Origin of the sequence: Kaistella yananensis, assembly GCF_026107505.2 — a bacterium.
In the GTDB taxonomy this organism is placed as follows: Bacteria; Bacteroidota; Bacteroidia; order Flavobacteriales; family Weeksellaceae; genus Kaistella; species Kaistella yananensis.
On record NZ_JAPCHZ010000001.1, the window covers coordinates 536,829 to 549,887 of the forward strand.

Genomic DNA, 13,059 nt, shown 5'->3' on the forward strand with positions numbered 1-13,059 from the left:
GCAGATTCTACAATAAAAACATAAATCTAAAATCCTTAAAGCCTCAAAAACTTTAAGGATTTTTCTTTGTACTGTTTCAAATGAATCTTAGACCTGAAATTTACATTCTTGTCTTACGAAACCACATTTTCGCAGCTGTAACTCACATTCTTGCTTACGAAAGTTCAATTTTTGTCACCGCAGATAACGTTGTTGTGTAAGGAAACAAGATTCTTGCGTTCGTAGTCAATATTTTCTACGCTCACATACCACACCCAAAAGAAAATACCCGTATAAGGTTTTGATGGTCAGCTTTACCACATCATGAACTTATCTTATATCAATGTTTTAGCCGTTCAGTTGTTCTATTTTTGCATCAACAAACCAATAAAAATATTAAAATGAAAACGGTTTATCATAAAGCAGATACCAGAGGTTTCGCCGATCATGGCTGGTTGAAATCCCATCATACCTTCAGTTTCGCCAATTACTATAATCCGGAAAGACTGAATTTCGGGGTTTTACGGGTTTTGAATGACGATCAGGTCGCTTACGGAATGGGTTTCGGAACGCATCCTCACCGCGATATGGAAATTATTTCTATTCCGCTGGAAGGCGATCTGGAGCATAAAGATTCCATGGGAACTACCGCAGTGATCAGAAATGGAGAAATTCAGGTCATGAGCGCCGGAACCGGTGTAATGCACAGCGAATACAACAAAAACAAAGATGAGTTCGTAAAATTTCTGCAGATTTGGGTAATTCCAAACAAGACGAATGTTAGCCCGCGATATGACCAGATCAGCATCAAAGAAAACGAAAAAATCAACGATTTTCAGCAGATTCTTTCTCCAAATCCCGATGACGAAGGTGTTTGGATTCATCAGAATGCCTGGTTTAATCTGGCGAAATTTGAAAAAGGAAATGCCAAAGAGTACAAAATACACCAGCCAGGAAACGGTGTGTATGTGTTCGTTCTGAAAGGTTCAGCGAAAATCGGAGATCAGATTTTGGGAGCGAGAGACGGTTTTGGAATCTGGGAAACGGATAAATTTACACTTGAAGCTTTGGAAGATTCCGAAATCTTACTGATGGAAGTTCCCATGGTTTTATAATTGATTATCTTTATCAAAATTTACTTAACCTTAACCTTAACCTTAACCTCAAAAATGAAAATATTAGCTTTTGCCGGAAGCAATTCCGAGGTATCCATCAATAAAAAACTCGTGACTTTTGCCGCTTCATTCTTCCCCGATGATAATGTCGAAATTCTGGATCTTAACGATTTTGAAATGCCGATTTACAAGCATGAAAGAGAACTGGAAAACGGAATTCCGCAGCTGGCAAAAGATTTTGCATCAAAAATCGACGGCAGTGATCTTATTTTGATGTCTCTTGCGGAACATAATTCTGTCTATTCTGCGGCTTTTAAAAATGTCTTCGATTGGGTTTCCAGAATTAAAGACCGCAAACATTTCGGTGATAAACCCATCTTCCTGATGGCAACAGCTCCAGGTAACGGTGGCGGAAAAAATGTCATAGAAGTGTTCCTGAAACGTGCTCCTTTCAGTGGAGCTAATGTGATTGCTTATTTTTCGCTGCCTAATTTTAAAGAACGCTTTGAAGAAGGCCAAGGAATTACTGATGAAGAGAAAAAAGCAGAATTCCATGAAAAATTAGCAGCCGTGAAAGCACATTTTTCATAAATACAGCCTTACACATTCATCACAAAAAAAGAGCAGTCATCAAGGCTGCTCTTTTATTATAATTCAAAGAAGATTATTTCTTCACCATGGCATACACTTTTTTGCCACCAAACACAAGTGGAACCATAATTAAACCGGCAACCGTTCCATAAAGAATCTGTTTGGCCATTTCAGGAACATCGGGTAAAAAATGGTGAAGAACATCAATATTATGGTCGAAAATTCCGCCGGATACAAGGATTAGCGCAATCGTTCCTACAACGCCCAAGATTTTGATGACGATGGGCAATGCCTTAACCAGAATTTCGCCTAGACTGTTAAAAAATCCTTTTTCATTTGATCTCTTCATGAGTTTGTAACCGGCATCATCCATCCTCACAATCAATGCTACAATTCCATAAACGCCTACCGTTGCAATGATCGAGACAATTGAAACCGTGATGATCTGTATCAGGAGACTCTTATCCAGAACTGTTCCCAGAGCAATAATTACAATCTCGATCGAAAGAATAAAATCGGTGGTAATGGCAGATTTTACTTTTGCAGCTTCAGCTTTTTCGCCATCCATTGAAGGTTCTTCCACTTCTTTTATGACTTCCTGCCCTTTTTTCTGGCGGTGGAAGAAATATTCGATCACTTTTTCAACACCTTCATACGCCAGATACAGTCCGCCTAAAATTAAAATAACCTTAATTGCAGGCGGATACACAACCTGAAGTAAAAAAGCAATGGGCACAATAATCAGTTTGTTGATAAACGAGCCCTTCATGATTTTTAAAAGCACGGGAATTTCTCTTGAAGAAAGAAATCCGGTCGCCTTTTCGGCATTCACTGCCAGGTCATCGCCCAAAATTCCTGCGGTCTGTTTGGTCGCAATTTTAGATGTTACTGCTACATCATCCATCAAAGCTGCAATATCATCCAGAATTGCAAAAAAACCTGAAGCCATATTTTTGTTTTAAGTTCAGACAAAAATAACCATTTGAATCAATATATACGCTTTTACTATAGTCAAAATCTGCTTTTTTTCACCAATGATTTTTTAAATTCATTTTAAAATCTTATTTTCGCAGAACAAAATTTTTACACTTTGAAACCGCAGAGATTACATTCCCCAAAAGAAAAATTCCAAGTTCTGGAAGTGAAATCTTCGCCGAAATAAATTAATTATGAGCCGACGTCTGAATGATTGTCGGCTTTTTTTATCATTAAACTTCAAACCGCTTATCTTAAATTATATCATGAGCAATACCTATAAATCAGCCGGAGTGGACAAAGAAGAAGGCTACAAAACAGTTGATAAAATTAAAACTGCAGTTGCTGAAACCCATAACAAAAATGTACTGAACAACCTGGGTAGTTTCGGCGCGTTTTACCAGATTGCAGGTTACAAAAATCCTGTACTTGTAAGTGGTACCGACGGTGTTGGGACCAAACTGAAAGTTGCCCTGGATTCAAAAAAATACGATTCGATTGGGGTTGACTGTTTTGCGATGTGTGCCAACGATATCTTATGTCACGGCGCAAAACCCCTTTTCTTCCTGGATTATTTAGCGTGTGGAAAACTCGATTCCGAAATTGCTGCAGAAATCGTGATGGGAATGGTGAACGCCTGCAAAGACAACGAGTGCGCACTTATCGGCGGTGAAACAGCAGAAATGCCGGGAATGTACAAACCTGGCGATTACGATGTTGCCGGATTCTGTGTCGGTATCGTCGAAAAAGATGAAATTATCGACGGCTCGAAAATTAAAAACGGACACAAAATCATCGCATTACCAAGTTCCGGTTTCCATAGCAACGGATTTTCTTTGGTGAGAAAAATTTTCCCTGATTTTAATGAGGAATTTGAAGGTAAACCGCTTTACGAAACACTTCTTGTCCCTACAAGACTTTATTATAAACCGATTCACAGATTACTGGAAGAAATTGAAGTTTCCGGTATTGCGCACATCACCGGCGGCGGCCTTATCGAAAATGTGCCGAGAATTTTAGGCGACGGCCTTTGTGCAACAATTGATACTTCTAAAATTAAAATTCCAAGCGTAATGATGGAGCTGGAGAAAAGAGGAAATATTGACAGATTGGAAATGTTCGGAACGTTCAATATGGGAGTTGGAATGGTAATCGTAGTGAACGAAAAACACGCAGAAAAAGTGCTTGATCTTCTTGATGACGCCTACGAAATAGGTGAAATTACTGAAGGTGCCGAAAAAATAATTCTGAATTAATAGCTGCAGCATCTTAATGAAAAACATTGTTGTTTTGGTTTCGGGAGGCGGAACAAATCTTCAGAGAATCATCGACTGCACCCAAAACGGAGAAATTCCAAACGCACATGTCACCTTGGTTGTTGCAGACCGGGAATGTTTTGGATTGCAGCGCGCAGAAAAACACGGGATTAAAAATATTTTGATAAAAAGAGGAAAAGATTTCTCGGAAAAACTATCCGAAATGCTTCCCGAAAATACCGATCTTATCATTCTTGCAGGATTTTTATCCATTTTAAGTAAAGAGTTCTGCGAGCGTTTTTCAGGGAAAATTATCAATATTCATCCTGCATTGCTGCCTAAATTTGGCGGAAAGGGAATGTGGGGGCATCATGTTCACGAAGCAGTTTTAAAAACCGGAGAAAAAGAAAGCGGTGCAACAGTACATTTTGTGACATCGGGAATTGATGAAGGAAAAATTATCCTTCAGAAATCATTTGAAATTTCACCTGATGAAACGGTTGAAAGTTTGGCAGGAAAAGTTCATCAAATTGAATATAATATTTTCCCCGAAGCTATAAATCTGGCTTTGCAGAAAACAGAAAAGTAAAAGAAAAGATCTAATAAAAAGTAAAAAAGAAAGAAAAATGTCAAAAAAAAGAGCACTGATCTCTGTTTCCGATAAATCCGGACTCATCGGTTTTGCAAAATTTTTAGAAGAAAAAAATTACGAACTGATTTCCACCGGCGGAACATTCAAACATCTGAAAGACGCCGGATTGAACCCGATTCAGATTGATGAGGTTACAGAATTTCCGGAAATGCTTGACGGAAGAGTAAAAACACTTCACCCAAAAGTTCACGGCGGCCTACTTGCGGTCCGCAACAGCGAAGAGCACATGAAAACCGTTCACGAACACGGTATTGGGCTTATCGATATGGTAATTGTTAATCTTTATCCATTTTTCGAAAATGCAAACGCCGATATTTCTCTCGATGAAAAAGTAGAGTTTATTGATATTGGCGGACCTTCCATGTTGAGGTCGGGCGCTAAGAATTTCAATTCTGTAACGGTGATTACCGATGTTGAAGATTATAAAAAAGTTCAGCAGGAAATTTCTGAAACAGGAGATACAACTATGGAAACGCGTAAAAAACTGGCTGGTAAAGTGTTCAATCTTACTTCCGCTTACGACGGGGCGATTTCTAAAATGTTGCTCGATGAAGCTTATCCGCAATATCTAAATGCTTCCTATAAAAAAGTTTCAGACCTCAGATACGGTGAAAATCCCCACCAGTCTGCAGCATATTATGCCTCAACAACAGAGAACGGCGCGATGAAAGATTTTGAAATTCTCGGCGGTAAGGAACTCTCTTTCAATAACCTTCGCGATATGGATTTATGCTGGAAGGTGGTGAATGAATTCAAAGAAGAAATGGCCTGTTGTGCGGTGAAACATTCCACACCATGTGGCGTTGCCGTGGGAAGTTCGGCACTCGAAACGTACACAAAAACATTCGAATGCGATCCGGTTTCCATCTTTGGCGGAATTATCGGGATGAATTTCAAGGTGGATGCTGCCACAGCAGAAGAACTCAACAGAACATTCCTTGAAATTGTGATGGCTCCGGATTTTGATGCTGATGCACTCGAAATTTTAAGAAAGAAAAAGAACCTGAGAATCATTAAAATTAAAAATCCGGTTTCCGATCAACAAACCTGGGTGAAAATTGATGGTGGAATTTTGGTTCAGGATAACGATAACCAGTTTTCCGATAAAATAGAAACGGTAACGGTTTTTAAACCTTCTGCAGAGCAGGAAAAAGCACTATTATTTGCCCAGCGCGTGGTAAAATATGTGAAATCTAACGCGATTGTAGTTTCAAACGGAATTCAGGCTCTGGGAATTGGTGGCGGACAGGTAAACAGAATCTGGGCTACGCAACATGCTGTAGAACGGGCAAAAGAGAAATTTTCCGGTGATCTGGTTTTAGCTTCTGATGCATTTTTCCCTTTCAGAGACGTGGTAGATTTCTGCGCGAAAGAAGGTATTAAAGCAATCATTCAGCCAGGCGGCAGTATGAGAGATGAAGAAAGCATTGAAGCGGCAAACGAACATGGTATTCCGATGATGTTTACAGGAATGCGCCACTTTTTGCATTAAGTAAAAAACAGGGTGCTTCCGCTCACTTTAAACAGCGGTTTTAACTGTTAATTAAGAAATTTTTCGCTCCGGTAAATTTGAAATTCATATTCAAATTAGTAATTTTGGAGAACACAAACATTAAGTAAACTCACATGAAAATATTAATCGTAGGAAATGGAGCCCGCGAATCGGCCCTCGCACTTACGCTGAAAGACGACAGCAGAATATCTAAATTATACTTTGCCAAAGGCACTGTAACCACTGGCCAGCTCGGCCAGAATGTATATGACGAAAGTGTGGAAGGGTTAAGAGATTTTGCAATTAAAGAAAGAATTGATCTTACGATTGTAGGTCCCGAAGCTCCACTGGTAGAAGGAATTGTAGATGAATTCAAAAAACATGGCCTTAAAATTTTCGGTCCGGAAAAAAGAGCTGCCGAACTGGAAGGAAGTAAAGCTTTCTCTAAGAAATTCATGCAGACCAATAACATCAAAACGGCTAAAGCGGTTGTTTTTGATGCGTACCACGATGCGGTTGAATATGTAAGAAATCAGAAATTTCCGATTGTTATTAAAGCCAGCGGACTTGCAGGCGGAAAAGGAGTTGTGATCGCTGATAATTTAGCCGAAGCCGAGTCCACCATTCATAAATTTATGATCGAAAGAATTTATGGCGATGCCGGAATTCAGTTGGTGATCGAAGAATATCTGAAAGGTTTCGAAGCTTCGATTATTGCATTTTCGAACGGAAAAAAACTCTTTCCGTGTATCCCGGTGAAAGATTATAAAAAAGCAGGAAACGGAGATACCGGTCCCAATACCGGCGGAATGGGAAGTGTAGCCCCAAGCCCGGAATTTACTTCCGAACACTACAAAGATTTCGAAAAAAATATTCTTGAACCAACTTTAGCAGGTTTCAGCACTGCCAATATTCATTTCAAAGGATTTATTTTCTTTGGTTTGATGGTTACTGCAGACGGAACGTTCCTTCTGGAATATAATATGAGAATGGGCGATCCGGAAACACAGGTGATCCTGCCACTCATGGAAAACAAGCTGTTCGATGTGATTAATGACTGTCTTGAAGGAAAAGATATAGAACTGAAATTCAAAGACGAAAAAGCAGTGTGCCTCGTGATGTGTTCCGGCGGTTATCCAAGAAAAATTGAAACGGGTTTCGAAATAAGAAACCTGGATAAAGTTAAGAACAGCCAGGTTCTTTTCGCAGGTGCTAAAAAGGCAGGCGACAGAATTCTTACTTCCGGTGGACGTGTACTGAGTCTGGTGGCAACAGCAGATTCTTACGAAGAGGCTAGAAAATTGGTTTACGAAGATGCCAAAACCGTAAGCTTCGATTACGAAACCTACAGAGACGATATCGGTAAATTTTAATACAGAAAAAGGCGTGAAGAATCACGCTTTTTTTCTACCATTTCCTGGCGGTTTTTAAATAAATATCTGTTTGTCAGGATTTTATGGAAAAATAATAAATCAAGTCATAAAAACGTTTTCTTTCATTATAAACTAAAAGGAAAACATAAAAAGTAAAAATCATACATGAATAACGGTATCATTATACTCGACTTCGGGTCACAATATAACCAACTCATCGCCAGACGAATCCGCGAACTCGGCGTTTATTCTGAAGTTCTTCCGTTCGACACTCCTTTATACGAAATTTTGTCGCGCAATCCTTCAGGAATTATTTTGTCTGGCGGACCAAGTTCGGTGAACGCTGAAAACGCACATTTGGTTGATAAAGCGCTGTTTGAAAAAGGAATTCCTGTGTTGGGAATCTGTTACGGAATGCAGCTTACTACCCATTTGTTAGGCGGTAAAGTAAAAAAAGGCGAGAAAGGCGAATACGGAAAAGCAAAACTTCAGATCCAAAAATCCAATGCGCTTCTTTCGGGAGTTAGCAGGTTTTCAACCGTGTGGATGAGCCATTTCGACGAAGTGGAAACAGTTCCCGAAGGTTTTAATATTAATGGAATGACCGATGTTATTTCCGCCATTTCAGATGAATCACGGAAAATATACTGCGTACAGTTTCATCCGGAAGTATCCCACACGGAAGAAGGAGCAAGAATGATCGATAATTTCGTATTCAATATATGTAACGCTCCCAAAAACTGGAAACTCACCAATTATATCGATAAAACGGTTGCCGAAATCAAAGAAAAAGTGGGAGATCAGAAGGTGATTCTTGGTCTTTCCGGTGGAGTAGATTCCTCTGTTGCTGCAGTTTTAATTAATAAAGCCATCGGCGATCAGTTGCAATGTATCTTTGTAGATACAGGACTTTTAAGAAAAGATGAAGCTGAAAAAGTGATGAAAAATTATGGGGAACATTTTCACTTGAACATCAAATTGATCGATGCGAAAGATCGATTTATGGCCAAATTGAAAGGTGTTTCGGATCCGGAAGCAAAGCGAAAAATTATCGGGAACGAGTTCGTTAATGTTTTTGATGAAGAATCTCACAAAATAGAAGGTGCAAAATTTCTCGCTCAAGGTACCATCTATCCTGATGTTATTGAAAGCCAGTCGGTGAAGGGTCCTTCAGCAGTAATTAAATCGCATCACAATGTGGGAGGACTTCCCGAAGAAATGGATTTTGAATTGCTTGAACCTTTGAGAGAATTATTTAAAGATGAAGTAAGAAAAGTAGGCGAGGAGCTTGGTATACCGCATCATTTGGTTCATCGTCATCCTTTCCCGGGACCTGGATTAGGAATCAGGATTTTGGGTGAAGTAGATGAAGAAAAAGTGAAAATCTTACAGGAAGCTGATGATATTTTCATCAATGAACTGTATAAAAATAACTTGTACGAAACTGTTTCGCAGGCATTTGTCGTTTTGCTTCCGGTAAAATCTGTTGGCGTAATGGGCGATGAAAGAACTTATGAATATACTGCGGTCGTTCGGTCTGCTAATACGACGGATTTCATGACAGCAACATTCAGTAAGTTCCCTTGGGAATTCTTGGAAAACGTATCCAACAGAATCATTAACGAAGTGAAAGGTATCAACAGAATTGCCTATGATATTTCGAGCAAACCACCTGCAACCATCGAATGGGAATAAGAAAATAGAAACGCATCTAACCGGTGCGTTTTTTTATTCAGTTTTAATCCCGAATTTCTGCAGTCTTACTTTGGAATAAGGAATGTCGAATTTCAAAGTATCGGGATACTGTAAATTTTCAACGGTTTTCTTTTTGAAATTGTATTTCATCATAAAAGGTACTTTTTCGTAAGAGTTACCCAGAAGAACAGCAACAGAATCGCCTTTCCAGTAAGCTTCCTCGACAGAATAGGAAGGACCAAAAAATGCGATGCGCTGCGCCTTTTTATTTTTATAATCAACTAATGCAACTTCCTGATCGGCTTCGAAGCTTGCGCGTCCGTCCGCAGCAATATTCCATTGGTAACTGTCGAAATCCAGATATTTGTCTTTGCTTTCATTAAAGACGAAAAACGTTTTGTAGATTTCGTTAAAACCTTCTTCATTCATTACCTTCACGTTACTTGGGTAATAAGTGATTGGGGATGTAGTAGTAACAGCGAATTTTTCAGCACTGAAATCGGGATTGGTTTCTCTGTAATAGCTTATCCATGTAGTTAGTGTAGCATTTTCAGCCTGCGGAAGCGGTTCTGTGATTTCAGTAGTGTTAGATTCCGGAGTTAAAATTTCAGTACTTTTTTCCTTTTTATCAGAACACGAAAAAAGAAAAAATGAGAGTAAGAAAATATACTTTTTCATCCATCCAAATTACAAAATAATTTAATCCTCTAAAAAACATATCTTTGCAAAATGGAAAAAATCACTTTTGCCGATTTCGAATTGCCGGAAAAAATTCTTGATGTATTAGCAGATTCAAATTTATTTGAACCGACACCGATTCAGGAAAAGTCTCTTAAACCTATACTTTCAGGCCGCGATGTGATGGGTATTGCCCAAACCGGAACCGGAAAAACGCTGGCTTATTTACTGCCCGTTTTAAAAACCTGGAAATACAACAAAAACGGAAATCCAACCATAGTAATCCTTGTTCCTACCAGAGAACTGGTGGTGCAGGTAACTGAAATTACCAAAAATCTTACGCAAAATATTACTGCCCGTGTAATTGGAATTTATGGTGGTGTAAACATCAAAACCCAAAAACTTCTGTTCGATGGAGGGTGCGATATTTTAATTGGGACACCGGGCCGAATCATGGATTTGGCGATTGATAATGCCATCTCTCTGAAGGAAGTTCAGAAGCTTATCGTTGATGAATTTGATGAGATGCTGAATCTTGGTTTTAAATCTCAGCTGGCGAATATTTTTACGATGATGAGAGAAAAAAGACAGAATATTCTTTTTTCCGCGACAATGACGGAAGCGGTAGACGAAGTATTGGATGAATATTTTGCAAATCCTGTGGAAATTTCTCTTGCAAAATCCGGAACTCCGCTTGAAAAAATAGAACAGCTGGCCTATAAAGTGGAGAACTTCAATACGAAAATTAATCTTTTAGAACATTTACTTAATACTGACAAAGATTTTTCTAAAGTGTTGATTTTCTGTAACAATAAAAAACACGCCGATTATCTTTATACAAAGATTGAAGAACTTTTCCCTGATGAGTTTGATGTAATTCACTCCAATAAATCGCAGAATTACCGTCTCAACGCGATGAGAAGCTTCGAAAATCAGGAAATCCGTGGGTTGATTACTACTGATATTATGGCGAGAGGTCTCGATATTTCGGATATAACGCATGTGATTAATTTTGAAATTCCCGAAATTCCGGAACAGTATATTCATCGAATCGGGCGTACGGGTAGAGCGGATAAAAATGGAATTTCGGTATCATTTGTGACTAAAAAGGAAGAAACTCTTCTCCTTGACATCGAATTGCTGATGGATAAATCTGTTGTGGTTAAGGAATTTCCTTCAGAAGTGAAAATTAACCCCGTGAAAATTCCTTCGGAGAAAGATGAAATCGTGATGAAAAATGCACATACTGTAAAGATTGAACCTGGCGGCGGCGCATTCCACGAGAAAAAAGACAAAAACAAAAAAGAAAACTGGGGCGGACCTACGAAAAGAAATCCTCCCAAAACAAAAGGGGTAAACCGTGGCCAGCAAAAAGCGAAAGCTAAGGCAAAAAAGAAAAAATAAATGCTGTTTTCTGTAGATTTCTAAAGCAGACACGTTTTTAATTTATGGCTTCCTGAGATAAGGAGCCATTTCTTTTTGCCATATTTGGTAACCTTCGGCTTTCATGTGGAGCATGTCTTCCAGAAATAAATCTTCACGTACTTTTCCGTTGGGGCCGTTCATCGCTTTGGTGATATCAATATATTCAGCGTTAGGTTTTCGGTCCATAAACTTTTTAATCATTGCGTTGGTAGCAATAAATTTTGGCCAGAGATGTTCTCTGCTGGGTGATAATTTAATCGATACATAAGCCACCGGAATATTTGGATAATATTTGCGTATTTCTGAGTAGAAATTTTTGTACCGGTTGAAGACTTCTTTAGGTTTCAGGTTTTCGTTGCCTGCGAAATCGTTTTCTCCACAGTAAATTATGATTTGTCGGGGAGCGTAAGGTGCTAAAAGTTCATCTGAGTAAAAATTTAAGTCATACAGACTCGAACCTCCAAAACCCCGGTTAATTAATAAATACTCGGGAAAATAGCGATCCACATCTTTCCACATGGTGAAAGAAGAACTGCCTAACAAGAGAATTGCATTTTTTGGTGGCGGCGTTTTTACGTTGAGTGTTTTAAATTCTTGTATCTCGTTCCAGAAAACAGGTTTGTCCTGTGCGGAAACCGAGATAAAAACGGTAATAAGAAATATTGAAAATAATTTTTTCATGGTGAGCGAATTGAGGTGAGAAATCGATTGTTTAATCGATCCGTTTACATACGAACAACAAATTTAGGTCATTTAATTTATAATAAAAACTCCTCAGGTCATTAACCTGAGGAGTAATAATTCGGAGCTTAATTTTCTTTCCAGCATTTGTGTTGTTGTTCAGTTGATAACTGTGATGCTCCGTATAAAGTATTGCAAATATATAAAGGTGAGTCTTTAAAGCATAAAATATAGGGGGGACAAATAGGGGACAAATAACATAATAATGTTTAATATATTGATTATGAGTTATTTGTTGAATGTATTTTCATCCGAAATTGATTTACTCTCTTTCTTATTTTTATTGAGTTACTTGTGCTGTGACAAAAATTCTTGCCATATCATTGTTGATATTTGAACAGTTGCTGGTGTTGCCCCCATATGTTATTGAGTTATATCCAGTTGTAATTGCTGGTAGGTTTCTACCGTAAATAGATACAGTATGTGTTCCAATAGGCAAGTCATTAAATACGCCGGCAAGATTAAATTTTTTCCAGTCACAAACAAAATCTCTTCCCGATGAAGTGTATTTACTGGCTAGCTTTAGCTGGCCATTTACAAAGACACCAACGGCAAACTGAAACTTTTGATTGGTGTCGCTCGCATTATTAATTTGAGCCATCCCCTCAGCAATAATAAGATTGGTATTTGTTGTTTTTGTGATGGTAATGGTAGTCGTAGCATTTAAATTTGTCCATCCAGTTGTATTGCTATTCAGTGAAAATAGCGGCATGGTAGAAGGGAAAGTACTGATGGTAGTACTTGCTGTTGAGTTGCCGGAAGTGTTTTCGGTTTGCTTGATAATGGCCAAGCCATCTGCAATTTCAAAGGTTTTGTTCCACTTTCCCTGATCCCAGAAATTGAGTTTGTTGGTCGTGGTGTTTTGTACGAGTAAGCCTTGTACAGGGGTAGGTACTGTAACAATATCGCTACTGCTGCTAAGGGCAACAGCGGGAAAGAGAACTCCTCTTTTATCATCTGCAATATGTAGAACCGCGCTAGGATCCGGAGCATTTACAATTGAGGTATTTGTGGCAATGAGAACCTGTGCATTTATTTTTATAAAACTCATCAGGCAATAGGTAAATATGAGGGTTAAAATTTTCAT

Annotated in this window: 12 protein-coding genes; 8 read left to right on the forward strand and 4 right to left on the reverse strand. The window is 38.7% G+C overall.

Features of this window, described 5'->3' with window-relative positions:
* Window positions 1-380: 380 nt before the first annotated feature.
* Together OK344_RS02400 and OK344_RS02405 are read left to right on the forward strand one after the other, a co-directional pair.
* Window positions 381-1,094 carry a pirin family protein gene (locus OK344_RS02400; RefSeq protein WP_265143270.1) on the forward strand — a complete coding sequence of 238 codons (714 nt, stop codon included), beginning with the start codon at window positions 381-383 and terminating at the stop codon, window positions 1,092-1,094.
* A 54-nt stretch (window positions 1,095-1,148) separates the two neighbouring features.
* Window positions 1,149-1,685, forward strand: a complete 537-nt coding sequence (locus tag OK344_RS02405) for an NADPH-dependent FMN reductase (RefSeq protein ID WP_265143271.1) — start codon at window positions 1,149-1,151, stop codon at window positions 1,683-1,685.
* A 73-nt stretch (window positions 1,686-1,758) separates the two neighbouring features.
* Here the strand turns inward: OK344_RS02405 and OK344_RS02410 are convergent, their stop codons facing one another.
* On the reverse strand, window positions 1,759-2,634 hold the full coding sequence (locus OK344_RS02410) for a DUF808 family protein (RefSeq protein ID WP_265143272.1): 876 nt from the start codon (window positions 2,632-2,634) through the stop codon (window positions 1,759-1,761).
* A 292-nt stretch (window positions 2,635-2,926) separates the two neighbouring features.
* Here OK344_RS02410 and purM point away from each other — a divergent pair, with 292 nt between their 5' ends.
* From purM to guaA, 5 genes are all read left to right on the forward strand, one after another.
* Window positions 2,927-3,916 (forward strand): phosphoribosylformylglycinamidine cyclo-ligase, encoded by a 990-nt coding sequence (gene purM, locus OK344_RS02415; RefSeq protein WP_265143273.1) that lies wholly within the window; start codon window positions 2,927-2,929, stop codon window positions 3,914-3,916.
* 16 nt (window positions 3,917-3,932) lie between these two features.
* On the forward strand, window positions 3,933-4,505 hold the full coding sequence (purN, locus tag OK344_RS02420) for a phosphoribosylglycinamide formyltransferase (RefSeq protein ID WP_265143274.1): 573 nt from the start codon (window positions 3,933-3,935) through the stop codon (window positions 4,503-4,505).
* Between the two features lie 37 nt (window positions 4,506-4,542).
* Window positions 4,543-6,060, forward strand: coding sequence for a bifunctional phosphoribosylaminoimidazolecarboxamide formyltransferase/IMP cyclohydrolase (purH, locus tag OK344_RS02425; protein ID WP_265143275.1), 1,518 nt, complete (start codon window positions 4,543-4,545; stop codon window positions 6,058-6,060).
* 134 nt (window positions 6,061-6,194) lie between these two features.
* Complete coding sequence (gene purD, locus OK344_RS02430) at window positions 6,195-7,433, forward strand: phosphoribosylamine--glycine ligase (RefSeq protein WP_265143276.1); 1,239 nt, start codon at window positions 6,195-6,197, stop codon at window positions 7,431-7,433.
* A 165-nt stretch (window positions 7,434-7,598) separates the two neighbouring features.
* On the forward strand, window positions 7,599-9,128 hold the full coding sequence (gene guaA, locus OK344_RS02435) for a glutamine-hydrolyzing GMP synthase (protein ID WP_265143277.1): 1,530 nt from the start codon (window positions 7,599-7,601) through the stop codon (window positions 9,126-9,128).
* A gap of 33 nt (window positions 9,129-9,161) precedes the next feature.
* On the opposite strand, the gene OK344_RS02440 is transcribed toward guaA, so the two are convergent.
* The gene (locus tag OK344_RS02440; protein WP_265143278.1) at window positions 9,162-9,806 is read right to left on the reverse strand and encodes a hypothetical protein; all 645 of its coding nucleotides are present in this window, start codon (window positions 9,804-9,806) and stop codon (window positions 9,162-9,164) included.
* Between the two features lie 51 nt (window positions 9,807-9,857).
* On the opposite strand from OK344_RS02440, the gene OK344_RS02445 reads away from it, so the two are divergent.
* The gene (locus OK344_RS02445; protein ID WP_265143279.1) at window positions 9,858-11,210 is read left to right on the forward strand and encodes a DEAD/DEAH box helicase; all 1,353 of its coding nucleotides are present in this window, start codon (window positions 9,858-9,860) and stop codon (window positions 11,208-11,210) included.
* 42 nt (window positions 11,211-11,252) lie between these two features.
* Here OK344_RS02445 and OK344_RS02450 read toward each other — a convergent pair whose 3' ends face one another.
* Both OK344_RS02450 and OK344_RS02455 read right to left on the reverse strand, forming a co-directional pair.
* Window positions 11,253-11,912, reverse strand: coding sequence for a GDSL-type esterase/lipase family protein (locus OK344_RS02450; protein ID WP_265143280.1), 660 nt, complete (start codon window positions 11,910-11,912; stop codon window positions 11,253-11,255).
* A gap of 340 nt (window positions 11,913-12,252) precedes the next feature.
* A complete protein-coding gene (locus OK344_RS02455) occupies window positions 12,253-13,059 on the reverse strand; it encodes a phage tail-like protein (protein WP_265143281.1) in 807 nt (268 codons plus the stop codon).